This is a genomic window from Roseococcus pinisoli (assembly GCF_018413645.1).
In the GTDB taxonomy this organism is placed as follows: domain Bacteria; phylum Pseudomonadota; class Alphaproteobacteria; order Acetobacterales; family Acetobacteraceae; genus Roseococcus; species Roseococcus pinisoli.
Window position 1 is genome coordinate 822,313 of sequence record NZ_JAHCDA010000001.1, and the last position, 25,608, is coordinate 847,920.

Annotated in this window: 24 protein-coding genes; 14 read left to right on the top strand and 10 right to left on the bottom strand. The window is 71.5% G+C overall.

All coding sequences use genetic code 11. The features are described 5' to 3' along the window. Positions 1–38: 38 nt before the first annotated feature. Positions 39–629, bottom strand: coding sequence for a pyridoxamine 5'-phosphate oxidase family protein (locus KHU32_RS03930; protein WP_213668715.1), 591 nt, complete (start codon positions 627–629; stop codon positions 39–41). A 98-nt stretch (positions 630–727) separates the two neighbouring features. On the opposite strand from KHU32_RS03930, the gene KHU32_RS03935 reads away from it, so the two are divergent. Next, a complete protein-coding gene (locus KHU32_RS03935) occupies positions 728–1,621 on the top strand; it encodes a LysR family transcriptional regulator (protein ID WP_213668716.1) in 894 nt (297 codons plus the stop codon). A 36-nt stretch (positions 1,622–1,657) separates the two neighbouring features. On the opposite strand, the gene KHU32_RS03940 is transcribed toward KHU32_RS03935, so the two are convergent. Beyond that, positions 1,658–2,629 carry a tripartite tricarboxylate transporter substrate binding protein gene (locus tag KHU32_RS03940; protein ID WP_213668717.1) on the bottom strand — a complete coding sequence of 324 codons (972 nt, stop codon included), beginning with the start codon at positions 2,627–2,629 and terminating at the stop codon, positions 1,658–1,660. A gap of 99 nt (positions 2,630–2,728) precedes the next feature. Then, complete coding sequence (locus KHU32_RS03945; protein ID WP_213668718.1) at positions 2,729–3,697, bottom strand: Bug family tripartite tricarboxylate transporter substrate binding protein; 969 nt, start codon at positions 3,695–3,697, stop codon at positions 2,729–2,731. A gap of 198 nt (positions 3,698–3,895) precedes the next feature. Here KHU32_RS03945 and KHU32_RS03950 point away from each other — a divergent pair, with 198 nt between their 5' ends. The 3 genes from KHU32_RS03950 (at position 3,896) to KHU32_RS03960 (ending at position 7,964) form a co-directional block, all read left to right on the top strand. After that, positions 3,896–4,411 (top strand): RNA polymerase sigma factor, encoded by a 516-nt coding sequence (locus KHU32_RS03950; RefSeq protein ID WP_213668719.1) that lies wholly within the window; start codon positions 3,896–3,898, stop codon positions 4,409–4,411. Positions 4,412–4,443: 32 nt separating this feature from the next. Beyond that, positions 4,444–5,439: a FecR family protein gene (locus KHU32_RS03955; RefSeq protein WP_213668720.1), complete on the top strand. Its 996-nt coding sequence runs from the start codon at positions 4,444–4,446 to the stop codon at positions 5,437–5,439. A 143-nt stretch (positions 5,440–5,582) separates the two neighbouring features. Next, positions 5,583–7,964, top strand: a complete 2,382-nt coding sequence (locus tag KHU32_RS03960; protein ID WP_213668721.1) for a TonB-dependent receptor — start codon at positions 5,583–5,585, stop codon at positions 7,962–7,964. Positions 7,965–7,984: 20 nt separating this feature from the next. On the opposite strand, the gene KHU32_RS03965 is transcribed toward KHU32_RS03960, so the two are convergent. After that, complete coding sequence (locus KHU32_RS03965; RefSeq protein ID WP_213668722.1) at positions 7,985–8,764, bottom strand: enoyl-CoA hydratase; 780 nt, start codon at positions 8,762–8,764, stop codon at positions 7,985–7,987. A 143-nt stretch (positions 8,765–8,907) separates the two neighbouring features. On the opposite strand from KHU32_RS03965, the gene KHU32_RS03970 reads away from it, so the two are divergent. From KHU32_RS03970 to KHU32_RS04005, 8 genes are all read left to right on the top strand, one after another. Continuing rightward, on the top strand, positions 8,908–10,080 hold the full coding sequence (locus KHU32_RS03970) for a CaiB/BaiF CoA transferase family protein (RefSeq protein WP_213668723.1): 1,173 nt from the start codon (positions 8,908–8,910) through the stop codon (positions 10,078–10,080). A 2-nt stretch (positions 10,081–10,082) separates the two neighbouring features. After that, positions 10,083–11,258: an enolase C-terminal domain-like protein gene (locus KHU32_RS03975; protein WP_283771004.1), complete on the top strand. Its 1,176-nt coding sequence runs from the start codon at positions 10,083–10,085 to the stop codon at positions 11,256–11,258. A 167-nt stretch (positions 11,259–11,425) separates the two neighbouring features. Continuing rightward, positions 11,426–12,502, top strand: coding sequence for a trypsin-like peptidase domain-containing protein (locus KHU32_RS03980; protein WP_213668724.1), 1,077 nt, complete (start codon positions 11,426–11,428; stop codon positions 12,500–12,502). A gap of 39 nt (positions 12,503–12,541) precedes the next feature. Further along, the gene (locus tag KHU32_RS03985; protein WP_213669661.1) at positions 12,542–13,222 is read left to right on the top strand and encodes a winged helix-turn-helix domain-containing protein; all 681 of its coding nucleotides are present in this window, start codon (positions 12,542–12,544) and stop codon (positions 13,220–13,222) included. Between the two features lie 37 nt (positions 13,223–13,259). Continuing rightward, positions 13,260–14,669: a sensor histidine kinase gene (locus KHU32_RS03990; protein ID WP_213668725.1), complete on the top strand. Its 1,410-nt coding sequence runs from the start codon at positions 13,260–13,262 to the stop codon at positions 14,667–14,669. Positions 14,670–14,739: 70 nt separating this feature from the next. Beyond that, entirely contained in the window at positions 14,740–15,006 is a 267-nt protein-coding gene (locus KHU32_RS03995) for a hypothetical protein (RefSeq protein ID WP_213668726.1), read from the top strand. A gap of 36 nt (positions 15,007–15,042) precedes the next feature. Next, positions 15,043–16,188, top strand: a complete 1,146-nt coding sequence (locus KHU32_RS04000; RefSeq protein WP_213668727.1) for a YbfB/YjiJ family MFS transporter — start codon at positions 15,043–15,045, stop codon at positions 16,186–16,188. A 77-nt stretch (positions 16,189–16,265) separates the two neighbouring features. Next, positions 16,266–17,024: an SDR family NAD(P)-dependent oxidoreductase gene (locus tag KHU32_RS04005; RefSeq protein WP_213668728.1), complete on the top strand. Its 759-nt coding sequence runs from the start codon at positions 16,266–16,268 to the stop codon at positions 17,022–17,024. Positions 17,025–17,049: 25 nt separating this feature from the next. Here KHU32_RS04005 and ptsP read toward each other — a convergent pair whose 3' ends face one another. From ptsP to KHU32_RS22990, 5 genes are all read right to left on the bottom strand, one after another. Then, positions 17,050–18,891 carry a phosphoenolpyruvate--protein phosphotransferase gene (gene ptsP, locus KHU32_RS04010; RefSeq protein ID WP_213668729.1) on the bottom strand — a complete coding sequence of 614 codons (1,842 nt, stop codon included), beginning with the start codon at positions 18,889–18,891 and terminating at the stop codon, positions 17,050–17,052. Next, positions 18,881–19,150: an HPr family phosphocarrier protein gene (locus tag KHU32_RS04015; protein WP_213669662.1), complete on the bottom strand. Its 270-nt coding sequence runs from the start codon at positions 19,148–19,150 to the stop codon at positions 18,881–18,883. The genes ptsP and KHU32_RS04015 overlap by 11 nt, the downstream gene beginning before the upstream one ends. 95 nt (positions 19,151–19,245) lie before the next feature. Further along, on the bottom strand, positions 19,246–19,707 hold the full coding sequence (locus tag KHU32_RS04020) for a PTS sugar transporter subunit IIA (protein WP_213668730.1): 462 nt from the start codon (positions 19,705–19,707) through the stop codon (positions 19,246–19,248). Beyond that, entirely contained in the window at positions 19,704–20,711 is a 1,008-nt protein-coding gene (rapZ, locus tag KHU32_RS04025) for an RNase adapter RapZ (protein WP_314075129.1), read from the bottom strand. Before rapZ ends, KHU32_RS04020 begins: the two co-directional genes overlap by 4 nt. Beyond that, on the bottom strand, positions 20,708–21,154 hold the full coding sequence (locus KHU32_RS22990) for an HPr kinase/phosphorylase (RefSeq protein WP_283771005.1): 447 nt from the start codon (positions 21,152–21,154) through the stop codon (positions 20,708–20,710). The genes rapZ and KHU32_RS22990 overlap by 4 nt, the downstream gene beginning before the upstream one ends. Before the next feature lie 85 nt (positions 21,155–21,239). Here KHU32_RS22990 and KHU32_RS04030 point away from each other — a divergent pair, with 85 nt between their 5' ends. Then, positions 21,240–22,163 carry a serine/threonine dehydratase gene (locus KHU32_RS04030; RefSeq protein WP_213668732.1) on the top strand — a complete coding sequence of 308 codons (924 nt, stop codon included), beginning with the start codon at positions 21,240–21,242 and terminating at the stop codon, positions 22,161–22,163. Positions 22,164–22,181: 18 nt separating this feature from the next. Here the strand turns inward: KHU32_RS04030 and KHU32_RS04035 are convergent, their stop codons facing one another. Then, complete coding sequence (locus tag KHU32_RS04035) at positions 22,182–22,967, bottom strand: substrate-binding periplasmic protein (RefSeq protein ID WP_213668733.1); 786 nt, start codon at positions 22,965–22,967, stop codon at positions 22,182–22,184. On the opposite strand from KHU32_RS04035, the gene KHU32_RS04040 reads away from it, so the two are divergent. After that, positions 22,966–25,578 carry a hybrid sensor histidine kinase/response regulator gene (locus KHU32_RS04040; protein ID WP_213668734.1) on the top strand — a complete coding sequence of 871 codons (2,613 nt, stop codon included), beginning with the start codon at positions 22,966–22,968 and terminating at the stop codon, positions 25,576–25,578. The genes KHU32_RS04035 and KHU32_RS04040 overlap by 2 nt on opposite strands. Positions 25,579–25,608: the final 30 nt, after the last annotated feature.

Here is a 25,608-nt window from a genome sequence, read left to right on the forward strand (position 1 = left end):
GGCCGCCCGGTTGGAAGCGCGACGCCCGCCCCGGCTTCTCAGCGGGCGAGGGTGAGCCGCGCGACCTCCTCCTCCAGCGCCGCGATCCGGCGGTCCCGCACCGCCAGCGCGGCGGCGACGTCCTTCGCCTCGAAGCGCTGGGGGATGTGCTGCTGGCAGTTCACGTCCCAGGCGCGGAGCCGGAACAGGATCGCCTGCTCGGGAATCGCCCGGTAATCGGCCGGCCGCAGGGATTCGAGCAGGGCCGGGTCGTCCTCCACCACGCGCGCCTCGCCCCAGAGCTTGATGCGGCGCCGCTGCGCATAGTCGATGAGGAAGAGGAAGGCCTTCGGATTTTCGGCCAGGTTGCCCAGGGTGATGAACTGCCGGTTTCCCCGGAAATCGGCGAAGCCCAGCGTCTCCTCGTCCAGCACGCGCAGGAAGCCCGGCGGGCCGCCGCGATGCTGGATGTAGGGCTGCCCCTCCGCGCTGGCCGTGGAGAGGAAGAAGCTGGTCTGGGCGGCGATGAATTCCGCGAGCTCGGGCGAGACCCTGGCGGGCCAGTCGCCCTCCCGTGCCTCGAAGCGGGCGCGCGAGCCGCGCCTGGCCTGCACCGCCTTCACGCTCGGTGAGAACATGACATCGGACATGGAAGCCTCCTGATCGGCGGCCTCCTACATGATCCTTTCCCCGCGCCGGGATAATCGAAAAGATTGACACTTCATCATTGCCGGAACTGCAATGACGAATGGACCGCTTCGCCGCCATGGAGGCCTTCATCGCCGTCGCCGACCGGCGGGGCTTCGCGCCGGCGGCGCGGCATCTCGGCCTGGTCCCCTCGGCCGTGACGCGGCAGGTGGCGGCGCTGGAGGAGCATCTGGGCCTGCGGCTGCTGCAGCGGACCACGCGCTCCGTCACCCTCACCGATGCGGGCGCCCGCTACCTCGACCGCGCCCGGCGCATCCTGACGGAGATGCGGGAGGCCGAGGATTTCGCGCAATCCGCCCGCGCGAGCCCGATCGGGCGCCTGGTCGTGACCGCGCCTGCGACCTTCGGGCACCTGCATGTCGCGCCCCTCATGGCCGACTACCTCCGGCGCTACCCGGAGACGCAGGGGCAGCTCCTGCTGTCCGACCGCTGGATCAACCTGGTCGAGGAGGGCATCGACCTTGCCATCCGCATCGGGCACCTGCCGGATTCGGGGCTGGCGGCGCGGCCGCTGGGGCGGACGCGGCAGGTGCTGGTGGCCTCGCCCGGCTATCTCGCCCAGGCGGGCGTGCCGCAGGAGCCGGCCGATCTCGCGCGGCACCAGCTCATCCGCTTCGCGGGCTTCGACGGGCCGGAGGAATGGCGCTTCCAGCGGGAAGGCGTGGAGCAGCGCGTGACCGTCGCGCCCCGGCTGCTCACCAACAGCGCGGATGCCGCCATCCGCGCGGCGGAGCGCGACATCGGCCTCGCGCGGGTGCTCAGCTACCAGGCGCGGGAGGCGATCCAGGCCGGGCGCCTGCAGGTGGTGCTGGGCGAGTTCGAGCCGCCCGCGCGGCCCATCCAGCTCGTCTGGCCGGCGGCACGGCTGGTCTCGGCCAAGCTGCGCGCCTTCATCGACCTCGCGGCCGGGACCACCGACTGGGACTTCGGCTGACCGCGCCGGACGCGGTCAGCCGCCAGCCCTGGCGGCTCAGCGGGCGCGCAGGCCCAGCGTCTGCACCGCCTCGCGCTCCTCGGTCACCGTCTGGGCGAGGAAGGCCGTGTAGTCCGCCGTGTTCTTGTAGAGCAGCGGCATGTCCAGCCGGTCGAGGATGGCGCGATGCTGCGGGTCGTGCAGCGCGTCCTTCATGCCGTCATGCAGCGCCGTGACGATCTCGGGCGACATGCCGCGCGGGCCCACGAGGCCGTAGGGCGAGTTGTAGACGAGATCGATGCCCGTCTCCCGCAGCGTCGGTGCCTGGGAGAAGCGGCGTGGCCGCTCGGCGCCCCAAGTGACGAGCAGGCGGAAGCTGCCATCCTCGACCATCGGCGCCCAGCCGCTGGAATCCACGGCGCAGTCCACCTGGCCGCTCATCAGCGCCTGCACGTTCTCGCCCACGCCGCGATAGGGGACATGCGTCCACTTGATGCCCTGGCTGCGCGCGATGCGCTCCATGCCGATGAAGGCGGTGCTGGCGGCGCCGGCCGTGCCGTAATTGACCTTGTCCGGGTTCGCCTTGGCGTAGTCCAGGAACTCCTGCCAGGTCTGCCAGGGCGCCTCGCGCCGCACGACCACGCCGATCAGGTAGCCGGTGAGGTGCAGGATGGGGCCGCTATCGGCCGTCGGATCCGCATTGATGTCGCCGGTCATCAGCATGCTGCGGATGGCGGTGACGGGAAGCGTCGTCAGGTTCAGCCCGTCCGGCGCGGTGGAGCGCATGGAGAGCAGGCCCAGCGAGCCGCTGGCGCCCGGCCGGTTCTCGACCATCACGGTCTGGCCGAAGCGCCGCGTCGCGGCGTCGGCGAAGACGCGCATGTGCACGTCCGTGGAGCCGCCGGGCGAGAAGGGGACGATGAGGCGGATCGGCCGCGAGGCCAGGCCCTGGGCGCGCGACAGGCTCGGCGCCGCGAGCGTCGCCGCTGCGGTGGAGAGGAGGAGACGGCGCGAGGTGTGAAGTGGCATTTTTCATCGTCCCTTATGCAATTGGGCCCGCTCATCGCATGCGGGCCGGGACGAGGCAAACCGCGGCGCCCCGCAGGAGGGGCGCCCTCGGCCGGCCGGCTATTCCAGCCGGATTCCCGCCGTCCGCATGATGGCGGCGTAGCGCTCGGCGTCCCGACGCAGCAGGTCGATCGCGTCCTGCTGGCTGCCGCCGCCGGGGATGAAGCCGGCATCCCGCACCTTGGCGCGGACGGAAGTGTCGCCCAGCGCCCTGTTCACGCCGGCCACCCAGCGGGCTGCGATCTCCGGCGGCAGGCCACCCGGGCCCATGATCATGTACCAGACATTGGCGTCGAAGCCGGGGAAGCCCTTCTCCGCGACGGTCGGCACGTCGGGCAGCCATTCCACGCGCTCGGGCATGGTCACCGCGATGGCGCGGACGCGGCCGGCGCGGATATGCGGCAGGTAGGTCGGCAGGGTGTCGAAGGCGATGTCGATGCGGCCGGCCAGGATCTCAGTCACCGCCTGGCCGGTGCCGCGGAAGGGAACGTGCGTCATGCGCAGCCCGGCCTGGGAGGAGAGCAGCTCGGCGGTCAGGTGCTGCTGCGTCGCCACGCCCGAGGAGGAGTAATTGAGCTGGCCCGGATGGGCGCGCGCATGGGCCAGGAAGCCCTCGAAATCCTGTGCGGGCGAGCTGAGCGGCACCACGGCCACCAGCGGCACGGTCCCCGCCAGCACCACGGCCGTCTGGTCGCGGTAGATGTCGTAGGGCGGCGGGTTGAGCAGCGGCGGCACCACGGCCGAGGCGCTCACCGTTGTCATCAGCATGGTGTAGCCGTCCGGCCGCGCGCGGGCGAGCTGAGCGACGGCGAGCGTGCCGGAGGCGCCCGGCCGGTTCTCCATGGCGACGGCATGGCCGCCGAACTCCTCCTGCAGGGTCGGCTGCAGGGCGCGGGCGATGATGTCCGTGCCGCCGCCCGGCGCGAAGGGGATGAGGAAGGTGATCGCGCGGTTCGGGTAGGCGACCTGCGCCTGGGCGAAGGTCGGCGCGGCGAGCGCGCCGAGCAGCAGGCTGCGGCGATGGGCCATGGACATGTTTCCTCGTTGGTATTTTGGGAAGGCTAACGCGCGGCGTCGCACGGCGTCCACGCCGCGATTGTTGACACTGAGAATGATTCTCATTAGCCGGACTGGCTGGCCACCCGCGGCCATCTCTTTCCTCCAGGAGCCGGAGCACGCCTCGCCGCATGGTCCATCGCGCCGCGCCTTCCCGCCGCCCGCGGATCCATGTCGTCGCGCGCGGCTGACTTCGTCCGCCTTTTCGCGACCGAGCGGGGGCGGCTGCTCGGGCGCCTGAGCCGCCGGGTCGGCTGCCCGGCGACCGCGGCCGACCTCGTGCAGGACATCTTCCTCCGCCTCTGGGAGCGGAGGAGCGAGGCCGCCGGCAACCCCGCCGCCTATCTCAACCGCAGCGCCCGCAACGCGGCCATCGACCATCTCCGCGCCGAGCGCGTCCGCGCCGCGCATGTCACGGGGCTGACGCCCGAGCAGCACGGCGCCCAGGCCGCGCCCTCGCCCCAGCAGCTGTTCGAGGCCCGCGACCGGCTCGACCGCGTGGACGAGGCCATCCGCCGCCTGCCGGAGCGCACGCGGGACATCTTCCTCCTGCACAGGATCCACGGGCGCGGCTATGGAGAGATCGCCGGGGTCTTCGGCATCTCCGTCAGCGGCGTGGAAAAGCACATGGCCAAGGCGCTCGAGGCCTGCCGGCGCAGCATCGCAGGTGAGGACGAGACCAGCTGAAACGTCGAACCAAGGGAGAGGAGCGCGCGACCATGTCCGACAGCCCACTTCCCGATGCCGATCCCCGGGCAACAGCGCAGGCCGAGGCCGCTGCCTGGTTCAGCCGGCTGCGCAGCCAGCCCACGGCCGCACAGCGCCAAGACTTCGCCTCCTGGCAGGCGGCGAGCCCGGCGCATGCGCGCGCCTATGACGAGATGGAGGCCGCCTGGTCCGCCACCGCTGCGCCCGGCCATCGCGTCGCGGAGGAGGAGGCCGGGCGGCTGGAATTCTACCTCGCCGCCATGGATGCGGCGAAGGCCGCGCGGCGGCGGAAGACCACACGGCGCGCGGCCGGCGCCGGCGCGGCCCTGCTCCTCCTGCTCGGTGCGGGCACCTGGCTTGAGCGGCCGGGCCTGCTGCAGGACCTCGGCACCGACCACGTCACCGCGCGCGGCGAGCGGCGCCAAGTCGCGCTGCCCGACGGCTCGACGGCACTGCTGGATGCGGACAGCGCCCTGGCCTCCGCCTACACGGCCGGGGAGCGCCGGGTGCGGCTGCTGCGCGGCGTCGCCTATTTCGAGGTGCTGCCCTCGGCGATCCCCTTCGTCGTCGAGGCCGCCGGCGGCGAGATCCGCGTCCTCGGCACGAAGTTCGACGTCCGCGTCCTGGACGCGGAGGCCATCGTCACCCTGGCGGAGGGCCGCGTCGCGGTCACGGCCAGCGGCGGACACGCCGTGCTCGAGCCCGGCCAGCGCCTCCGCTTCGGGCGGGACGGGCTGCAGCCCGCCGAGACGGCCAGCCTCGACCAGGCCCTCTCCTGGCAGAGCGGCCGCTTCGCCTTCTACCGCATGCCGCTGGCCGAGGTGCTGGAGGAGGTGGGCCGCTACCGCCCCGGCCGCATCCTGATCCTCGACCGCGGCCTCGGCGCGCGCGAGGTGAGCGGCAGCTTCTCCCTGGCCGACACGGATGCCGCGCTGGCGTCGCTCCAGGCCAGCCTCGGCTTCCGCCTGCGCGTGCTGGCCGGCCGCCTCGTCGTCATCACGCCCTGAGTTTTTTTCGCCGCGCCGGTGAGGGGATCGTCCGCTGAGCCGTGAAAGGGGATGAGGGTGCCGGCCGGCGCCCGCATGTACCGATGTGGCAAGGGGTTGTCCGGATGAGAAGGCAGTGGGCGAAGCGGCGTTGGGCCGCGCTGTTGGCGAGCACGTTCCTGGCGCCCCTCGCATTGCTTCCCGCGGCCCCCGCGCAGGCGCAGGAGGCCCGGCTCTTCAGCTTCAGCATTCCCGCCCGCCCCGTTCCCGATGCGCTGAACGAGATCGGCCGCGTCACCGGCCTTTCCGTCGTCTTCACGGAGACCGTCCCGCGCTCCGTCATGGGCCGCCCCGTCTCCGGCTCGATGAGCGCGCAGCAGGCGCTGGCCACCATGCTGGGCGGCACCGGCTATGCCTTCCGCTTCACCGCGGCGGACACCATCACCATCGTCCCGGCCAGCGTCTCCGGCGCGGCGGACGGGGCCATCCAGGTTCCCGAGCTGCTCGTCGAGGACACCCGCCCGCTCGGCCAGGTCGGCGCGCTGATGCGGCCCTATGCGGGCGGGCAGGTCGCCACCGGCGGGCAGCTCGGCCTGCTGGGCAATCGCAGCGTGATGGACTCGCCCTTCAGCCAGACGAGCTACACCGCGCAGACGATCCAGAACCAGCAGGCGCGCAGCGTGGCCGACGTGGCGCGGAACGACCCCTCGGTGCGCAGCACCTGGGCCGATGGCAGCTACTCCAACCAGTTCTTCGTCCGCGGCTTTCCCCTCGCCAATGCCGATATCGCCATCAACGGGCTCTACGGCCTCGTGCCCGTGCAGATGTCCGGCGTCTCCTGGGTGGAGCGAGTGGAGGTGCTGCGCGGGCCGAGCGCGCTGCTCTCCGGCATGCCGCCGCAGGGCAGCATCGGCGGCACGATCAACCTCGTCACCAAGCGCGCGGCGGAGGAGCCGATCACGCGGCTGACGCTGGGCTACATTTCCAGCAGCCAGTTCGGCGCGCAGGTGGACCTCTCGCGCCGCTACGGCCCGAACCGCGAATGGGGCGTGCGCTTCAACGGCGCCTATAGCGGCGGCGACACGCCGGTCTCCGGCCAGGCGAACCGGCTGGGCGAGGTGGCGCTCGGCCTCGACTATCGCGGGGAACGGCTGCGCGTCTCGGCCGACGTCGCCTATCAGCGCAATGAATCCGACAATCCGGCGCGGCCCATCTATGCGCGGGCGGGCTTCCAGATTCCGCGCGCGCCCCGCGCCTCTGCCAATCTCGGGCAGGACTGGTACCGGTCGCACAGCGACGACACCTTCGGCATCCTGCGCGCGGAATACGACGTCACCGACAATATCACCGCCTATGGCAGCTTCGGCTCGCGGCGGAACAGCTTCCTCGGCCTCTACAACTTCATCTACCTGAAGAACGCGGCCGGCGACTTCGACGCGAACAACTACTACCAGCCCTCCTACACCACCTCCTACACGGGCGAGGTGGGCGTGCGCACGCGCTTCAATACCGGGCCGGTGCGCCATGAGGTCACGCTCAGCGCGATGCGCCTCTGGTACGAGACGGGCAATCTGGCGCCGGTCATCTCCACCTTCAGCTCCAACATCTTCAGCCCGCGCTCCTTCCCCATGCCGAGCCTCGCGGGCCGTGCCTCCACCGCGCCGCGGACGGGCGAGGCGACGCTGACCAGCGTGGCGATCGCCGACAACATCTACATGCTCGACGACCGGCTGCAGCTCATCCTGGGCGCGCGCCACCAGAACGTGCGCCAGACGTCGTGGAACGCCACGACCGGGGCGCGGACGGCCCGCTACGACGAATCCGCCTGGACGCCCGCGGTGGGGCTGGTGGTGCGGCCCTGGCGCCAGGTCACCTTCTACGCGAACTATATCGAGGGGCTGAGCCAGGGGCCGGCGGCGCCGCTCGGCTCGGCGAATTACGGCGAGGTCTTCGCGCCCATCCGCTCCCGGCAATACGAGGTCGGCGCGAAGTACGATTTCGGCCGCGTGCTGGCGACGCTGGCGCTGTTCCAGATCGAGCAGCCGAGCGGCCTGCTGGACACGCGCTCCAACCGCTATTCCGTGGGCGGCGAGACGCGCAACCAGGGCGTTGAGCTCAGCCTCTTCGGCGAGGTCACGCGCGGCCTGCGCGTTCTCGGCGGCGTCACCTTCATGCGCGGCGAGCAGACCCGCACGCCTGGCGGCCTCAACGACGGCAAGACCGCGATCGGCGTCCCCGGCACACAGCTCAATATCGGCGCCGAATGGGACACGCCCTTCGTGCCTGGCCTGACGCTGGGCGGGCGGGTGATCCACACCTCCTCGCAATATGCCAGCGCGGATAATGCGCAGAGCATCCCCGGCTGGACGCGCGTGGACCTGAACGCGCGCTACCGCTTCGAGCGCGCAGGCGGCCAGCCGGTCACGCTGCGCGCGGGCATCGAGAACGTCTTCGGGGAGAACTACTGGGCGGCGGCCTCGTCCAACTTCGGGCTGGCGCGCGGAGCCCCGCGCACCTTCCTGCTGTCGGCGACCTTCGATTTCTAGAAGCGAAGCCCGGGGAAGGCTTAGCGCCCCGTCCACTTCGCCGGGCGGCGTGCGAGAAAGCTCTCGACGCCCTCGGCGAAGTCCCTGCTGGTGAAGCACATCTCCACGAGGTCGTCCCCGTGGATCTCGCGCAGCGGCGCGCGAAGGCGGCGCATCGCCTCCTTCGTCGCGCGCATGGTCAGCGGCGCATGGCCCATGACGGTGCGCGCCAGCTCCTCCGCGCGGGCCTGGAGCGCCGCGTGGTCCGGCAGGATCTCGCTGAGCAGGCCGGCGGCCTTCATCTCCTCCGCGCCGAGCAGCCGCGCGGTGTAGACCAGGTCCATCACCCGCGCCGGGCCCATCATCACCGCCAGCCGCGCGTAATTCGCCATCGAGAGGCAGTTGCCCAGCGTCTTGGCGATGGGGAAGCCGAAGCGCGCATTGGCCGCGCCGATCCTGAGATCGCAGACCGAGGCGATGGCCGCGCCGCCGCCCGTGGCCGCGCCCGCGATCGCCGCGATGGTCGGCTTCTGGCAATTCTCCAGCGCCGTCATGATGCGGTCGATCTTCTCCTCGTAGGCGAGGGCGTCGGCCGCCGTCTTGAAGTTCGTGAACTGGCTGATGTCGGTGCCCGCCGCGAAGGCCTTGTCGCCCGCGCCGGTGATGACGATCACCTTCACGCTGTCATCCGTGTTCGCCTCGGTGGCGAGCTTGTAGAGGCCTTCGTACATCGGGAAGGTCATGGCGTTGCGCGCCTGCGGGCGGTTGAGCGTCACGAAGACGATTCCGTCGCGGCGCTCGATCAGCAGTTCGTCGGACATCTGGCGGTTCCTTGCCCTTGCGGCCCGGTTCCGACGCCACCCTTGAGGCGGCGGGGGACCGGCCCGTCAACATTGTCGGCACAGGGTTGCAGCGATCCGCCCGCGGTGGAAGATGCGGGGGCCGTTCAGGAGGATTCCTCATCATGATGCCGCTCGCCCGCTTCACCGTGCTCGACCTCACCCGCGTCCGCTCGGGCCCCACCTGCGTCCGGCAGCTGGCGGATTGGGGCGCCAATGTCATCAAGATCGAGGCGACGGACGAGGTCGACACCGGCAAGGGCCTGGGCGGCGAGCGCGACGGGCCGGACTTCCAGCATGTGCACCGCAACAAGCGCGCCATGACGCTGAACCTGAAGTCGGCCGAGGGCCTGGCCACCTTCAAGCGCCTGGTCGCCAAGGCCGATGTGGTGGTCGAGAACTACCGCCCCGACGTGAAGGACCGCCTCGGCATCGACTATGACAGCCTGGCCGCCATCAACCCGCGGATCATCCTCGGCTCCATCTCGGGCTTCGGGCAGGACGGGCCCTACGCGAAGCGCCCGGGCTTCGACCAGATCGCCCAGGGCATGGGCGGGCTGATGTCCGTCACCGGCCTGCCGGGCCAGGGCCCCGTCCGCGCCGGCATCCCCGTCGCCGACCTCACGGCCGGCCTCTACTGCGCGCTGGGCATCATGGTGGCGCTGCTGGAGCGCGAGCAGACGGGCAAGGGCCGCTGGGTCCATGTCAGCCTGCTGGAGGCGATGATCGCCATGATGGACTTCCAGGCCACGCGCTGGACCATGAAGGGCGACGTGCCGAAGCAGGCCGGCAACGACCACCCGACCACCATCCCGACCGGCCTCTTCAAGACCTCCGACGGCGTCATGAACATCGCCGGCGGCGGCCAGGTGATGTGGGAGCGCATCGTGAAGGTCCTGGGCATCGAGGAGGAGGCGAAGGATCCCGAGATCGCCACCGACAAGCTGCGCAGCCAGAACCGCAAGAAGGTCAACGCGCTGCTCGAGAAGGTCACGCAGACCGACACCTCGGCCAATTGGGTGGCGAAGTTCAACAAGGAGGGCGTGCCCTGCGGGCCCGTCTATTCCATGGACCAGGTCTTCGCGGACGAGCAGGTGAAGCATCTCGGCGTCGAGATGACGGTGCAGCATCCGCGCCTGGGCGACGTGAACGTGGTGCGTGCGCCCATGCAGATCGCTGGCGTCGAATGCGCGAAGAACCCCACGCCCGATCGCGGCCAGCACACGGATGAGATCCTGGGCGAGTTCGGCTTCTCGGCCGAGGAGATCGCGGCGCTGCGCGCGGCGAAGGCGATCTGACCATGAAGATCACCTCGATCCGTCAGGGCGTCGTGCCGATCAGCAGTCAGATCGCCAACGCCTATATCGACTTCTCGAAGATGACGGCGAGCGTGGTCGCCATCACGATCGAGGCCGGGGATGGCCGCCAGGCCACCGGCTACGGCTTCAACAGCAACGGGCGCTACGCCCAGCCCGGCCTGCTGGCCGAGCGCTTCATTCCCCGCCTCGAGGAGGCGGGGGAGCTCGCGGCCCATCCGGATGGCGGCTTCGACCCCATCCCGGCCTGGACCGCGATGATGAGGAACGAGAAGCCGGGCGGCCATGGCGAGCGCTCCGTCGCCGTCGGCGTGCTCGACATGGCGCTGTGGGACGCGGCGGCGAAGCTGGCGGGGCTGCCGCTGTGGAAGCTGCTGGCCAATCGCTACAACGGCGGCAAGGCCGACGACGCGGCCTGGGTCTATGCGGCCGGCGGCTATTACCACCCGGGCAAGGACATCGACGGCCTGGTCGAGGAGATGAAGCGCTACCTCGGCATGGGCTATTCGACCGTGAAGATGAAGATCGGCGGCTCGCCCGGCATGGCGGTGCGCGAGGCCCTGCTGCTCGACCTCGGCCGCATCGAGGCGGTGCTGAAGCTGCTGGACGGTGACGGCTCGCGCCTCTGCGTGGACGTGAACGGCCGCTTCGGCCTGCATGCCGCGCTCAGCTACGCCGCCTCGATCCAGGGCTTCGGCCTGCGCTGGTACGAGGAGCCGCTGGACCCGCTGGACTACAGCACCCATGCGACGCTGGCCGAGCAGTACGTCCCGCCCATCGCGACCGGCGAGAACCTGTTCAGCATGGTCGACGCCCGCAACCTGATCCGCCATGGCGGCCTGCGGCCGGACCGCGACATCCTGCAGATGGACCCGGCGCTCTCCTACGGGCTCGTGGAATACCTCCGCACCCTGCAGATGCTGCGCGAGCATGGCTGGAGCGCGCGGCGCTGCGTGCCGCATGGCGGCCACCAGTTCGCGCTCAACATCGCCGTCGGGCTCGGGCTGGGCGGCAACGAGAGCTATCCGGAGGTCTTCGCGCCCTTCGGCGGCTTTGCCACGGGCGTTCCGGTCCAGGACAGCCGCGTGCGGATGCCCGAGGTGCCGGGTGTGGGCTTCGAGGCCAAGAACGAACTTTACGCCGTCCTGAAGGATCTTTAAGGGGCCCCGCCCCTCCTTCCTCCGTCGCCTGGACCGTCAGCGGTACCCGGCAACTCGTTTTCAAGGGGAATCGATCCCGCGCGATGCGCTTGCATCGCGCGGGAAACTGCGCAGATCATGAAATTGAGGCCCGATTCGGGCTGCCACAGGAATTCGCCAGACATCCGATGGTGCCGCTCTCCTCCCCCCATGTCAGCCGTCGGCGCGCCGTCTTCGGCGGGCTCCTTCTCCCCCCCGTTCTGGCCGGCTGCGGCACCAATGCCATCGCCCAGCGCGGCGCGACCTTCGATTTCGCCGATGTCGCCGAGCGCGTGCTGCCCGCCGTGGTCAATATCGCCGTCTCGGGCGAGCAGACGGTGCAGCCCCCCGCCGAATTCCGCGGCACCCCCTTCGAACGCTACTTCCGCAACCGCCGCGAGCGGGTGCAGGGCGCGGGCTCCGGCTTCGTGATCGATCCCGCCGGCTATGTCGTCACCAACAACCACGTGGTCGGCAACGCCCAGCGCGTGACCATCTCCATCCAGGGCGGGCAGGAGCTCCAGGCCCGCGTGGTCGGCAGCGACGAGCTGGCCGACCTGGCCCTGCTCCGAGTCGAGAGCCGGACGCCGCTCACCGCCGTCTCCTGGGGCAGCAGCGCCGCCATGCGGGTGGGCCAGTGGGTGATGGCGGCCGGCAATCCCTTCGGCCTCGGCGGCAGCGTCACCTCGGGCATCCTCTCCGCCCGCGGCCGCGACATCGGCGCCGGCCCCTTCGACGACTTTCTGCAGACCGATGCGGCCATCAACCCCGGCAACTCCGGCGGTCCCCTCTTCAACCTCGCCGGCGAGGTCATCGGCATCAACACGGCGATCTACTCGCCCTCCGGCGCGAATGCCGGAATCGGCTTCGCCACCCCCTCCGACCTGGCTCGTCCCGTTATCGAAACGTTGCGGCGCGACGGAAAGGTGGAGCGCGGATGGCTGGGAGTTCAGGTTCAGGACCTCGTCGCCGAGGACCCCCGATCGGGCCGCCGCGCCGTGCTGATCGCGGGGGTCGAACGCACGGGACCCGCGGGACGCGGCGGTTTGCGCGTGGGTGACGTGGTCTTCGCGGTGAATGGCGAGCGCACCGAAACCTCGCGAAGTCTGGTCCGCAGCGTCGCCGCCATCCCCCCCGGACAGACCATCCGCTTGACGGTTCTCCGCGACGGACGCACGCAGGACCTCACCCTCCAGGTGGGACGCCGGCCTCCCGGGCCTGGATGAGATTACGGCCGGTCCAGATCGAAGGACCCAAGTGACATGATGCGCATCCTTCTGGTGGAGGACGATGTCGAGGTGGCCCGCTTCGTGAAGAAGGGGTTGCAGGAGGCCGGGCATACGGTGGAGCACGCGTCCAATGGACGCGACGGGCTCTTCCTCGCGGCCTCCGAATCCTTCGACATGCTGGTGCTGGACCGGATGCTCCCGGGCGGCGTCGACGGCGTCCGCCTTGTCGAGACGCTGCGACAGCAGGGCAACCGCTCCCCCGTGCTCTTCCTCTCGGCCCTGTCGGCCGTGGACGAGCGGGTGAAGGGCCTCAAGGCCGGCGGCGACGACTACCTGGTGAAGCCCTTCGCCTTCGCCGAGCTCCTGGCGCGGGTCGAGGCGCTGGGCCGCCGCCCTTCCTCCGAGGCGCCGGTCACCAAGCTCAAGGTCGCCGACCTCGAGCTCGACCTGCTCTCGCGCACGGTGACGCGCAGCGGCCGCAAGATCGACGTGCAGCCGCGCGAGTTCCGCCTGCTGGAGCACCTGATGCGCCATGCCGGCCAGGTGGTGACGCGCACCATGCTGCTGGAGAAGGTGTGGGACTATCACTTCGACCCGCAGACCAACGTGATCGACGTGCATGTGAGCCGCCTGCGCCAGAAGCTCGACAAGGGCTTCGACAAGCCGTTGATCCATACGGTGCGCAACGCGGGCTACATGATCCGGGCCGAGGGGTGAGGGGCACGGGCCAAGGCCCCGCCGCCCGGCCGGGACCATGAGCGACGCGCCGCGGCTCCCCGGCCTCCGCCCGACACCGCCCCGGCTGCTCCAATCCGCCGGCTTCCGCTTCGCGCTGCTCTTCATCGCGATCTACTCCGTCGCGGCCAGCTTCCTGGTGGCCGTGCTCTGGTGGGCGACGGCGGGCGCGCTGGACCGGCAGACCATCGCTTCCATCCGCACCGATGCCTCCACCCTCGTGGAGCGCTTCCGCGAATCGGGGACGCCGGGCCTCGTCGAGGCCATCGAGGAGCGTCTCGCCCTCGATGCACAGAACGAGACGATCTACCTGTTGGTGGCCGCGGACGGCCGCCGCCTCGCCGGCAACCTGCGCGACTGGCCGACCGCCATCGGCGAGGACGGCACCTGGTTCCGCACCCGCATCCAGCATGATGGCGGGGTGGCGGAGGCGCGCGTCCATCGCCGCGACCTGCCGGGCCTGAGGCTGCTGGTCGGCCGGGACGAGAGCGAGCGCGTGCAGCTGCGCCTGCTGCTGACCGAAGGCGTGGCCTGGTCCCTCGGCGCCGTGCTGATCTTCGCCGGCCTCGGCGCCGCGCTGATCCGCCGCGCCCTGCAGGCGCGCATGCGCCCCGCGGTCGCGACCGCACTGGGCATCGCCGGCGGCGACCTCTCGCACCGGGTACCGCTCTCCGGCCAGGGCGACGAGTTCGACCGGCTGGGCGCCACCATGAACGACATGCTGGACCGCATCGCCTCGCTCATGGCCGGGCTGCGCGGCGTCTCGGACGCCATCGCGCATGACCTGCGCACACCCATCGCCCGCGCCCGCGCCAAGCTCGAGGAGAGCCTCAACACGGCCGCCGGCGAGGCCGAGCTGCGGGCCGCAATGGAGGAAGGCATCGCCGACCTCGACAATATCAGCCGCGTCTTCCAGGCCCTCCTGCGCATCGCCGAGGCCGAGGCCGGCGCCCGCCGCGCCGCCTTCGCGCCGCTCGACCTGCCCGAGGTGCTGCGCGACGCGGCGGAATTCTACGAGGCCATGGCCGAGGCGCATGAGCAGCGGCTGGAGACGGACCTGCCGGAGCATCTGGCGCATGTCGTGGGCGATCGGGACCTGCTGCTGCAGGCCGTGGCCAACCTGCTCGACAATGCGATCAAGTTCACCCCGCCCGGTGGCGTGATCCGCCTGGAAGCGCGGGACACCGGCGCGCGCATCGAGGTCGCGGTCAGCGATTCGGGCCCGGGCCTGCCGCCGCAGGACCGCGCGCAGGCGCTGGACCGCTTCTACCGCGCCGATTCCTCGCGCCATCTGCCAGGCTCCGGCCTCGGCCTCTCGCTGGTCCGGGCCGTGGCGCAGCTGCATGGCGGCGAGGCGGTATTGCTGGATGCGATGCCGGGGGCGGATCCGCCGGGGCTGCGCGTGGTGATCAGCCTCGCGAAGCTCTGAGGCCCGCCATGGAGAAGGCTTCACGGCAGGCCCACCCGGAGGAGACACCCGGGCGGGCATCAACGGGGACATGCATTGGCTGTTCTCCCTGCCGGTTTCCGCGCTCGCCATCATCCCCATCCAGGCGGAGCGCCCTTTGCGGGTGACGACGGACGGCGCCGAATACTGCCAGACGCTGGTCCTGCGCCTGGCCGCCTCGCCCAATGCCACGGCCGAGCTGCCGCGCTTCCTGGGGGAGGAGGGCCGGCACCTCTGCGCCAATGGCCGCTATCGCGCCGGCATCGCGAAGCTGCGCCGCGCGCTTCGCGCTGCCACGGCGGAACAGCGCGGCGGCTGACTCCCCAATTCGCTGCGGGTGGCGCAGGCTGAGCGGATGTCCGCGCGCCACAACCTGACCGCCGCCTTCGCCGGGGCGGCCGCCACCTGCGCCGGCAACGGAATCGCCCGCTTCGCCTTCGTGCCGCTCTTCCCCGCGCTGGTCTCGGCTGGCTGGGTCAGCGGGGCCGAGGCCGGGGCGCTGGGGGCCGCCAACCTCGCCGGCTACCTGCTGGGCGCGCTCGGCGGCCCGATGGCGGGGCGGCGCCTGGGCACGCGAAACGCGATGGGCGCGGGCATGGCCATGCTGGTCGCCTCGCTGCTGCTCTGCGCCCTGCCGGGCGGCGCGCTCTGGCTGCTGCCCTGGCGCTTCCTGGCGGGGATAGGGGCCGGGGTGCTCATGTCGCTGGCCGGCCCCGCGGCCCAGCGCGCGGCACCACCCTCGCTGCGCGGCAGGGCCTCGGGCATCGTGATGAGTGGCGTCGCCATCGGGATCGGCGCCGGCGCGCTGGCGGTGCCGGCGCTGCTGGTCCTGGGGCCGAGCGCGGCGTGGCTCGGCCTCGCCGCCCTCGTCGCCGGGCTCTGGTTCTTCGCGCAGCCGCGCTTCCCGGCCGATCCCGGGGGGCGGAGCCCGGGCGGCAGGCCGCCGCTCATGCCTTTCCTGCTGCTGGCCTATACGCTTTCCGGCGCCGGGCTGGTGCCGCACATGATCTACCTCGCCGACTATGCCGCGCGCGGCTTCGGCCTGGGCGTGACGGTGGGCAGCGGCATCTGGCTGCTCTTCGGCATCGGCGGGCTGACGGGGACCATGCTGGGGGGATGGGCGGCCGACCGGATCGGAGGCCCGGTCTCAGCCCGGCTCTGGCTCGGCGTGCAGGTGGCCGCGCTCGGGCTGGCGCTGGTGCCCTGGTGGCCGGCGCTGCTGCTCTCCGCGCTGGCGGCGGGCTTCGCCGCCGTCGGCATCTCGGCCGTCACCCTGGCCTGGGCGCGGGAGGTGGCGGGGCCGGCGGCCGGCATCCTCTGGGTCCGGGCAACGGTGGGCTTCGCCGTGGCGCAGGCGGCCTCGGGCTTCGGCTTCGCCGCGGTCTTCGGCGCGACGGGCGAGAGCCATCACGCGGTGTTCCTGGGCGGGCTGTTCTTCTCCGTGCTCGGCCTCGCCGCCACGCTGGCGCCGCATCACGCCGGGGCGCGGCGCGAGGCCTGAGCAACCTTCCCAGCCGAGGATTGCCGGCACGGCCCGGGCTGTGCAGGCTGGCCGCCGTTTCCTGACGGAGTGAAGCCATGCCCGAAGCCTCCCGCGTTGTTCTCGTCACTGGCGCTGCCTCGGGCATCGGTGCGGCCTGCTGCCGGGCCCTGGCCGGCCCCGGCACCTCGCTGCTGATCCACACGCGCCAGAGCGTCGAGAAGGCGGAGCAGGTGGCCGCCGAGGTCCGTGCCAAGGGCGCCCTGGCCGAGGTGATCCTGGGCGACATCGGCGAGACCGACGTGCCGGCCGCCCTGGTGGCGCGGGCGCAGCAGGCCTTCGGCGGGCTGGACGTGGTGATCGCCAATGCGGGCTTCGCGGACAAGACGCCGGTCACGCAGATCGACGACGCGCAGTTCGCCCGCAGCCTGGACACCATCCTCTGGGGCTTCATGCGCCTGGCGCGCGCCGCCGTGCCGGCGATGACCGACCGCAGCTCGCCGCGCATCATCGCCATCTCCTCCTTCGTGGCGCATGCCTTCCGCAAGGGCGTCACGACCTTCCCGGCCAGCGCGGCCGCCAAGGCGGCGGTCGAGGCGCTGGTGCGCGCCCTGGCGGTGGAAACGGGCCCCGCCGGCATCACGGTGAATGCCGTGGCCCCCGGCTTCACGCGCAAGGATCCCGGCGCGCATGCCGCCTATAGCGAGGAGCAGTGGAGGCAGGTGGTGGCCAATATCCCGCTGGGCCGCCTCGGCACGCCGGACGACGTGGCCGCCATGGTCGCCTTCCTCGCCTCGCCCGCCGCGGAATACGTAACGGGCCAGGTGATCCACGTGAATGGCGGGCTGGTGGGCTAGGAAATTTCCCGGCCGGAGGCGGGCCTCAGCCCTCCTTCTGGCCGAACCGCTCCACGAGCTCGGCGATCACCGCCGGGTCGCTCTGCTCCATCACCCGGCGGGCGAAGCGCGCGCAGTCGTCGATGTCGAGGCTGCGCACCGCCTGCTTCACGCGGGGAATGGAGCTGGCATTCATCGAGAGGCTGCGCAGGCCGAGGCCGAGCAGCAGCGGCACCAGCTTCGCGTTCCCCGCCATCTCGCCGCAGACGCTGACCGGCATGCGCAGGCGCAGCGCGGCCTCGACGGCGAATTGCATGAGGCGCAGCACCGCGGGGTGCAGCGGGTCGTAGAGATGCGCCACGTCGATCTCGGCGCGATCCACGGCCAGCGTGTACATGGCGAGGTCGTTGGTGCCGATCGCGAAGAAATCCGCCTCCAGCGCGATGGCATCGGCGGCCAGCGCGGCCCCCGGCGTCTCGATCATGGCGCCGAGCGGCGGCAGCTTCTCGGGCAGCGTCTCGCCGCGGCGGCGCAGGCGGCGGGCGACGCGCTCGTAGATCTCCCGCGCGGCCGCGACCTCCCTCGGCACCGTGACCATGGGCAGCAGGATGCGGACATTGCCCAGATGCGCGACGCGCAGGATGGCGGCGAACTGCTCCTCGAGCAGCTCCGGCTTCTTCAGCAGCAGCCGGATGCCCCGCAGGCCGAGCGCGGGGTTGGGCCCCGTCGGCACCGGCACGCCCTGGGCCAGGGCCTCCATGTCCTTCTCGCCGCCCCAGTCCAGGACGCGGATGGTCACGGGGTCCTGCCCCATGGCCTCGACGATCAGGCGATAGGCCTCGACCTGCGCGTCCTCGTCCGGGAGGTCCTCCCGGTTCATGAAGAGGAACTCGGTGCGCAGCAGGCCGATGCCCTGGGCGCCGGCCTGGGCGATGAGCGGCAGCTCGGCGGGAATCTCGAGATTGGCGTGGAGCTCGACCTGCTGGCCGTCCGTGGTCTCGGCGGGCAGGCGCCGCAGCTTGCCGAGTCGCGCGCGCTCCTTCGCCTGGGCGGCGAGGCCTTCCTTCGCCGCGGCCAGGGCCTCGGCGGTGGGGTGCAGCGTGATGCGGCCGGCTCCGCCGTCGAGCACGGCCTGGTCGCCGCGCCGCGCGGCCGCGGTCAGCCCGGGGCAGCCGAGCACGGCCGGGATGCCGAGCGCACGCAGCATGATGGCGGTATGGCCATCGGCCCCGCCCTCCTCGGTCGCGACGGCGGCGACGCGGCCGGGCTCGAGCAGCGCGGCGTCGGCCGGGGTCAGCTCGTCGCAGATGAGGATGGCGCCGACCGGCACGCCCTTGAGACTGCGGAAGGGCGTCGCGGTCAGGTTGCGCACGAGGCGGCGGGCGATTTCGCGCACCTCGCCGGCGCGGCGGTTCAGCCCGGACTTGTCGTCGTCCTTGGCGGCGAGGATGAGGGTGGCGATGGCCTCGGCCTCGTCCTGCACGGCCGTCTCGGCGGAGAGGAGCTCCTCGCCGATCCGCTTGCGGGCGCCGCGCAGCAGCCGCGAATTGCCGAGCATGAGGATATAGGCGTCGAGCAGCGGCTCGAGCTCCTCCTGCGCCTCCTCGGGCAGGACGGAGAGGCGCGTCTTGAGCTTGCCCACCTGCTTGCGGGAGAAGGCGGCGGCATCGGTGAGGCGCTGTCGCTCGGCCTCGACATTGCTCTCGGCGATGCTGCGCCGGGCGGCCTCGGCCGGTGCCTCGGTCGTGTCGTAGATCTGGCCGATGACGATGCCGGGCGAGACGGGAATGCCGCTGAGACGGTGCTCGCTGGCCCGGTGGGGAAGCGTCTTGGCGCGCGCGGGCTCCGCGCGCTTGGAATCGGGCTTGGCGGGCCCCTCAGTCTTCATGGAAGCCGGCTTCCATGAGCCCGGCCACCGCTTCTAGCGCCTCGCGCGCGTCCCATCCCTCGGCCTCCAGCGTCACTTCGCTGCCCTGACCGGCGCCCAGCATCATCAGCCCCATGATGGAGCAGGCCGGCACGGTCTGCCCGGCGCGGCTGACGTTCAGGCAGGCCGAGTAGCGCTCCGCCAGCGCGACCAGCTTGGCGGCGGCGCGCGCGTGCAGGCCGCGGCTGTTCACGATCTTGATGGTCCGCTTCAGCACCATCCCGTCCCCGCCGCAGCCGCAGCCCGCTTCGACGGCGGGCGTCGACGCCAGATGGGCGGAAGAGGGCGTTGCATCGGCATCCATGGGCCATTCGTTCATGACGTTCCACTCTGGGAGGGGGTAGTGGACTGCCCAGAGGGGGGATTCTGGGCGTTGAGAAGGCCGTTGGGAAGATCGCCCGCGGCCGTAATGTACTTTCTTCCTGCCATGATGGCGTGCTCGACGGCCGAGGCCAGGGGCTCGGAGCCCCGGATCTTCGCGAGCTTCACGAGCAGGGGCAGGTTCACGCCCGCGATGACCTCCTTGTTCCGGTGGTCGCAGAGCGAGAAGGCGAGGTTCGAAGGCGTGCCGCCGGCGATGTCGGTGAGCAGGATGACGCCGTCGCCCTCATCCACCTCGGCGATGCGGGCGCGGATATCGGCGCGCCGATTCTCCAGGTCATCCTCGGCGCCGATGCACACCGTGGCGATGGCGCGCTGGGGGCCGACAACGTGTTCCATGGCATGGCGCATCTCCAGCGCCAGACGGCCGTGGGTGACGAGCACGAGGCCGATCATGAGGGATACTTCGAGGACATAGGCATGGAAAGGCTGGGGGCCGCCTTCTTGCTGGAAAGTGGGGATTCGGGGGTGCCGGCGTCTTGGGGGGGAGCGGCGAGCACCGGGGCGGATATATCGTGCGTCTGGCCCAATTCCCGATGCGCCAGATCAGCACGCCAGCCCTGCTGCCGGAGATGGGCTGCGAGCTTTTCGGCGACGAAGACGGAGCGGTGCCGGCCGCCGGTGCAGCCGACGGCAATGGTCAGGTACTTTTTCCCCTCGGCGACGTAGCGCGGCAGCAGCGGCTCAATGAAGCCCACCAGCCGCGCCCAGAAGGCCGGGAAGTCCGGATCGGCCGCGACATAGTCGCCCACCGCCGGATCCCGGCCCGTGAGTGGCTTCAGCGCCGGCACGTAATGCGGATTCGCGAGGAAGCGCAGGTCGAAGACCAGGTCGGCCTCGCGGGGCAGGCCCTTGGGGAAGGCGAAGGACTGGATCTGCAGCGAGAGGCCCGGGGCGTCATCCGGCCGGAAGCGCGCCTCGATGAGGCGGCGCAGCTCGGGCAGGGGCAGGACGGAGGTGTCCAGCACCAAATCGGCCGCGTCGCGCAGCGGGGTCAGCAGCGCGCCTTCCATGCGGATACCATCCAGTACGCGGGCGCCGAGCGGGCCGCCGGGAGCCAGCGGATGGCGCCGCCGCGTCTCGGTATAGCGCCGGAGCAGCACCTCCTCCTCGGCCGTCGCGAAGACGAGCGTGGCGGCCAGCCCCTCGCGGTCGCGCAGCCGGCGCAGCGCCGCCACGACCTCGGCCGCCTCGAAGCCGCGGGTGCGAGCGTCGATGCCCGCGGCCAGCGGGCCCGTGCCGTCCTCGACGAGGGAATCCAGGATGGCGAGCGGGGGATTGTCCACCGTCTCGAAGCCCAGATCCTCCAGCACCCGCAGGATCGAGGCCTTGCCGGCGCCGGAAAGGCCGGTGACGAGGACGAAGGGCCGCGGCCCGGGCGCGAGGACGGGGTCGCTCACGCCGCGAAGGCCCCGCAGCTCAGCCGGTGCCGCTGGGCCAGCGCGCCCAGGGCGCAGGCCAGCACATCCGGCGCGGAAGGGGCGGCGCCATTGGTCTCGAGCAGCGGCAGGGAGAGGCCGAGCGCCTCCCATTGCCGGGGCACGGGAAGGCGGACCACCTCCTCCCGCGCGACGAGGCGGACCACGAGGCGAAGGGGGGCGGAAACCCAGCTGAGGCCTTCGACGATACCCAGGCCGAAGACCTCCATGCGGCCCGCGAGCGCGGGGGGCGGGGAGGCCTCCAATCGGCCGTCGACGGCCTTCAGGACCACCTGATCATCCGATACGAGACTCCAGCCACGGCCCATCAGGCGCAACAGAAGATCCGACTTGCCGGCGCCCGGGGGAGCAAGGATCAATACCGCCTCGCCATCCAGAGCCGCGCAGCTTGCGTGAAAGAGCATCCCGGCTGCCAGAATGTTTCAACAGGTTACTTTATGGCAGGATTGGGGCTGCCAAGGAAGGCCGGCGTTTTCGGAGGGGTAGTGCATGCAGGTTGATCAGCTCGCCATCGAGGCCGCGGCGCGTCGGATCGCGGGGGATGTGCGGCGGACGCCCCTTCTCCATCTGCCCGAATGGGGCGTGCTGAAGCTCGAGCTGCTCCAGCTGGCCGGCAGCTTCAAGCCGCGCGGGGCCTTCAACCGGATGCGCAGCGCGGGCGCGGGGCCGGCGGGGGTGATCGCGGCCTCCGGCGGCAACCATGGCGTGGCCGTGGCCGCGGCGGCGCAATCCCTCGGGCTCAGGGCCGAGATCTTCGTCCCCGAGATCGCCGCCGAGGCCAAGCGCGCGCGAATCCGCAGCTTCGGCGCGGAGCTGACCGTGGGCGGCGCCAGCTACGACGAGGCGCGGCAGGCCAGCGAAGCCCGCGCCGCCACGACCGGCGCGCTGATGGTCCATGCCTACGATCAGGCGGAGGTCCTCGCCGGGCAGGGCACCGTCGCCCTCGAATGGGAGGAACAGGCGCCCGGCCTAACGCATCTTCTGGTCGCGGTTGGCGGCGGCGGGCTGATCGGCGGCATCGGTGCCTGGCACCGCGCGAGCGGCGTCACCCTCGTCGCCGTCGAGCCGGAGGGCTGCCCCTGCCTGCACGAGGCCCTGGCGGCGGGCCGGCCCGTGCCCGCCACGGTCGGCGGCCTGGCGGCGGACAGCCTGGGCGCGCGGCAGGTCGGCGCGCTGATGTTCCCCATCGCGGCCGGGCTGCACGCGGCGGGGCGCCTGCTCCCCGTGCGGGTGACCGACGAGGCGATCCGGGCGGCGCAGCGCGCGCTCTGGGAAAGGGCTCAGCTCGTGGCGGAACCGGGCGGGGCGACCGCGCTGGCCGCGCTGCTCAGCGGCGCCTGGGTGCCGCCGGCCGGGGCCAAGGTCGGCGTGCTTGTCTGCGGGGCGAATACCGATCCGGGCTCGGTCGCGTGACCTGTCCCTGATCAGCCCTCAGCGGATCAGGATGGGCGTGAGGCCGTGCCGCGCCGCGGCCCGCGTCAGGGTGCCATCCGCCCGGACGGCGCTGAGGAAACCGTTCACCTCGGCGAGCCAGGCCGGGTCGTGCAGCGGCACCGCCCAGGCGAAGAGCGTCTCCCCGAAGCGGTCCGGCGGCTCGATCACCCTCGCCCAGTCATGCATGAACAGCATGCGGCGCGTATAGGCGAAGTCGCTCATGAAGACGTCGGCCCGGCCGGACTGGATCTCCGCCTCGCGCGTGCGCGGCGGGGCCACGACCAGCATGTCGGCCCGGCGCAGGCTGCGGCCCATCAGCGCTTCCTGGATGGTGCCGGCGGCGACCGCCACCACCGTCCCGGGCGAGTCGATATCCGTCCAGCCGCGGATCCGCGTATTGGCCTGGGTGGTCACCGCATAGACGGGGCTGGCGAGGTAGGGGCGGCTGAAGGCCACGCGCCGGGCCCGCGCCGGGGTGATGCCCACGGCCATCATGGCGATGTCGCAGTCGCCGGCCTCGATCCGGTCCATGAAGGAGATGAAGTTGGTCTCGACGAAGCCCAGCCGCACCGAAAGCCGGCTGGAGAGCGCCCGCGCCAGGTCGATGTCGATCCCCTCGAACTCACTGTTGCGGGAGTTGCGGTAGGAAATCGCGAAGTAGTCGGGCCAGACGCAGACCTTGAGTTCTCCCCGCGCGCGGATCGCCTCCAGGCGCGGCGGGAGAGAATTTTCGGCCCATGCCTCGCAAATTGGGAGGAGCCCTGCGATAACGGCAAAAGCCATGCGCTTGAAAGCGATCCGCGACAGCATCCGGCGCTCCTTCGCTCCGAGAACGAACGAGCCGGAGCCGGCCCGGGCCGCCCCACGGCCAAGCCGTCTTTACGCGGTTGTGGCCGGGCTCGTCATCCTGTGCCTGCTCGCCGTCTATGGCACCGTCATGTATCGCGGCCGCGCGGAGGCCATCGCGGCGGCCGAGCGCCTCACGCAATCCGTGTCGGAGGCGCTGGCCGACCAGCTCACCCGCGCCATGCAGACGGTGGACCTCGTCCTCCTCGACCTCGCCGATCGCCCGCTGGAAGGCGACCATGACGGCTTCTCGGGCCAGCGCTCGCATATCCTGCGCGACATCTCGCAGCTGCGCGGCATCGTGCGCACCGACGCCAATGGCACGGTGCTGGAATCCACCGCCGAGGGGCTGGTCGGCCTCGGCCTCGGAGACCGGGAGTGGTTCCGCGTGCTGCGCTTCGGCGGGCAGCAGCTGCGGCTGGGCACGCCGGAGAGCGGGCGCTTCATCGCCTCCCCCCATGCCCGGCCGATCGCCGAGACCGGCCTCTGGTCCATCCCGCTGGCCCGCGCCGTCCGCAACGGCCGGGGCGAGTTCGACGGCGCGGTGATCGCGCTGCTGAACCCGGAATACCTGGTCACCATCTCCCGCCGCTATGCCGAGGCCTTCGGCGTTTCCATCCGGCTGCATTCCTTCAACGGCGCGCTGCTGGCCCGCTCGGATGGCGGGCGGGAAGGCATCGGGCAGATCCATCCCGGCGCCTGGCCCTTCCGCAACTTCCTGCCCCGGCGCGAGACCGGCTCCTTCATCGGCACCGACCAGGACGACGTGCCGGTGATGGCCAGCTTCTCGGTCACCCGGCAGGGCTTCTTCGTGGTCGAGGTGGCGCGCAGCCGTCGCGACGCGCTGGCGGGCAACCAGTCGCTTGGCCTGCTGCTGGGGCTGGGCGTGGGCGGCGCGGGGCTCTTCATCCTGCTGGCGCTCTGGCTGATGGTGCGCCAGGCGCACCGGCTGCGGGCGCAGGGCACGCAGCTCGCCCTCTCGGAAGCCGCGGCACGTGCCGGCTCCCGCGCGAAGGAAGACTTCCTCGCGAGCATGAGCCACGAGATCCGCACGCCGATGAACGGCGTGATCGGGATGACCGGCCTGCTGCTCGACACCCGGCTCGACACGCTGCAGCGCCGCTATGCCGAGACCATCCAGAACTCGGCCGAGCACCTGCTGATGGTGCTGAACGACATCCTCGACTTCTCCAAGCTGGAGGCCGGCGCCGTCGAGCTCGAGCGCGTGCCCTTCGACCTGGAGAAGGAGATCGGCACCATCGTCGAGCTCTTCGCGCCGCGCGCGGCCAGCAAGGGCGTAGAGCTGGTGGTGTCCATGCCGCCCGAGCTGCCGCGCCTCGTGGTGGGGGATCCCGGGCGCTTCCGGCAGGTTCTGTTCAACCTCATCGGCAATGCCGTGAAGTTCACCGACAGCGGCTGGATCCGCCTCGATCTCTCGGCCGAGAGCCTCGGCCCGCGGCAGGGCTGGCGCATGCGCTGCGACGTGATGGACACGGGCATCGGCCTCGATCCCGCGCAGATTCCCCATCTCTTCGAGCGCTTCACCCAGGCCGATGCCTCGATCCGCCGGAAATACGGCGGCACCGGCCTCGGCCTCGCCATCTGCGTCCGCCTCGCTGAGGAGATGGGCGGCGGGCTGGAGGCCGGCCAGCGCGATCCCTCACGGCCGCGCGGCGGCGGCAGCCGCTTCACCTTCACCGCCCAGCTCGGCCAGGTGCCCGGCCCGACGGACGTGCCGCTGGCCGAGGCGCTGGCCGGGCTGCGCGTGCTGGTGGTCGACGATTTCACCCTGCGCCGCGAGATCCTGGCCCGTCAGCTCGCGGGCATGGGGGCAGAGGCGCTGCCGGCGGCCGATGGCCCGACGGCGCTTGCCCTCCTGCAGAAGAGCGCCGCCGCCGGCCGCCCGGTGCGGGTAATCATACTGGACCGCCAGCTCGGCCAGATGCGGGGAATCGACGTCGCCCGGCAGATTCGCGAGCTGCCCGACGTGCCGCGCGCGCCGATCCTGCTCTGCTTCTCGGGCGCGCCGCTGGGCCGCGAGCAGCCGGAACCGGGGCTGGTGGACGGCATGCTGCTGAAGCCCATCCTGCCGGCCCGGCTGCGCGAGGGGCTGCTTTCCGTCGTCGCGCCGCCCACGCCCGCGCCCGTGCCGGTCGCCGCCGCACCGGTCGAGACGGGGCCGCGGCGGAAGGTCCTGCTGGTGGAGGACAATGCCACCAACCAGCTCGTCATGAAGACCATCCTCGGCCGCGCCAATTGCCAGGTGGACGTGGCGCCGGACGGGTCGATCGCCGTCACCATGGCGCATGGGCAGGTCTATGACGTCATCCTGATGGACCTGCAGATGCCGGTCATGGACGGGCTGGAGGCCACGCGGCAGATCCGCGCGACCAGCAACCCGAACCGGCGGACGCGCATCATCGGGCTGACCGCCGCCGTGGGCCCGGTCTTCGAGGCGCAGTGCCGTGCCGCCGGCATGGACGACTATCTCAGCAAGCCCGTGCAGCGGGCCGCGCTGCTGGAGCGACTCGGTCTCACCCTGGCCTGAGGCAGCGCCTCGGGCCCGCCGGCCCGTGGA

What these genes read in the sequence shown, in the direction of transcription:
- KHU32_RS03930 (WP_213668715.1), bottom strand. Translation starts at nt 629, where the DNA reads ATGTCCGATGTCATGTTCTCACCGAGCGTGAAGGCGGTGCAGGCCAGG.
- KHU32_RS03935 (WP_213668716.1), top strand. Translation starts at nt 728, where the DNA reads ATGGACCGCTTCGCCGCCATGGAGGCCTTCATCGCCGTCGCCGACCGG.
- KHU32_RS03940 (WP_213668717.1), bottom strand. Translation starts at nt 2,629, where the DNA reads ATGCCACTTCACACCTCGCGCCGTCTCCTCCTCTCCACCGCAGCGGCG.
- KHU32_RS03945 (WP_213668718.1), bottom strand. Translation starts at nt 3,697, where the DNA reads ATGGCCCATCGCCGCAGCCTGCTGCTCGGCGCGCTCGCCGCGCCGACC.
- KHU32_RS03950 (WP_213668719.1), top strand. Translation starts at nt 3,896, where the DNA reads ATGTCGTCGCGCGCGGCTGACTTCGTCCGCCTTTTCGCGACCGAGCGG.
- KHU32_RS03955 (WP_213668720.1), top strand. Translation starts at nt 4,444, where the DNA reads ATGTCCGACAGCCCACTTCCCGATGCCGATCCCCGGGCAACAGCGCAG.
- KHU32_RS03965 (WP_213668722.1), bottom strand. Translation starts at nt 8,764, where the DNA reads ATGTCCGACGAACTGCTGATCGAGCGCCGCGACGGAATCGTCTTCGTG.
- KHU32_RS03970 (WP_213668723.1), top strand. Translation starts at nt 8,908, where the DNA reads ATGATGCCGCTCGCCCGCTTCACCGTGCTCGACCTCACCCGCGTCCGC.
- KHU32_RS03975 (WP_283771004.1), top strand. Translation starts at nt 10,083, where the DNA reads ATGAAGATCACCTCGATCCGTCAGGGCGTCGTGCCGATCAGCAGTCAG.
- KHU32_RS03980 (WP_213668724.1), top strand. Translation starts at nt 11,426, where the DNA reads ATGGTGCCGCTCTCCTCCCCCCATGTCAGCCGTCGGCGCGCCGTCTTC.
- KHU32_RS03985 (WP_213669661.1), top strand. Translation starts at nt 12,542, where the DNA reads ATGCGCATCCTTCTGGTGGAGGACGATGTCGAGGTGGCCCGCTTCGTG.
- KHU32_RS03990 (WP_213668725.1), top strand. Translation starts at nt 13,260, where the DNA reads ATGAGCGACGCGCCGCGGCTCCCCGGCCTCCGCCCGACACCGCCCCGG.
- KHU32_RS03995 (WP_213668726.1), top strand. Translation starts at nt 14,740, where the DNA reads ATGCATTGGCTGTTCTCCCTGCCGGTTTCCGCGCTCGCCATCATCCCC.
- KHU32_RS04000 (WP_213668727.1), top strand. Translation starts at nt 15,043, where the DNA reads ATGTCCGCGCGCCACAACCTGACCGCCGCCTTCGCCGGGGCGGCCGCC.
- KHU32_RS04005 (WP_213668728.1), top strand. Translation starts at nt 16,266, where the DNA reads ATGCCCGAAGCCTCCCGCGTTGTTCTCGTCACTGGCGCTGCCTCGGGC.
- ptsP (WP_213668729.1), bottom strand. Translation starts at nt 18,891, where the DNA reads ATGAAGACTGAGGGGCCCGCCAAGCCCGATTCCAAGCGCGCGGAGCCC.
- KHU32_RS04015 (WP_213669662.1), bottom strand. Translation starts at nt 19,150, where the DNA reads ATGGTGCTGAAGCGGACCATCAAGATCGTGAACAGCCGCGGCCTGCAC.
- KHU32_RS04020 (WP_213668730.1), bottom strand. Translation starts at nt 19,707, where the DNA reads ATGATCGGCCTCGTGCTCGTCACCCACGGCCGTCTGGCGCTGGAGATG.
- KHU32_RS22990 (WP_283771005.1), bottom strand. Translation starts at nt 21,154, where the DNA reads ATGCTCTTTCACGCAAGCTGCGCGGCTCTGGATGGCGAGGCGGTATTG.
- KHU32_RS04030 (WP_213668732.1), top strand. Translation starts at nt 21,240, where the DNA reads ATGCAGGTTGATCAGCTCGCCATCGAGGCCGCGGCGCGTCGGATCGCG.
- KHU32_RS04040 (WP_213668734.1), top strand. Translation starts at nt 22,966, where the DNA reads ATGCGCTTGAAAGCGATCCGCGACAGCATCCGGCGCTCCTTCGCTCCG.
- KHU32_RS04035 (WP_213668733.1), bottom strand. Translation starts at nt 22,967, where the DNA reads ATGGCTTTTGCCGTTATCGCAGGGCTCCTCCCAATTTGCGAGGCATGG.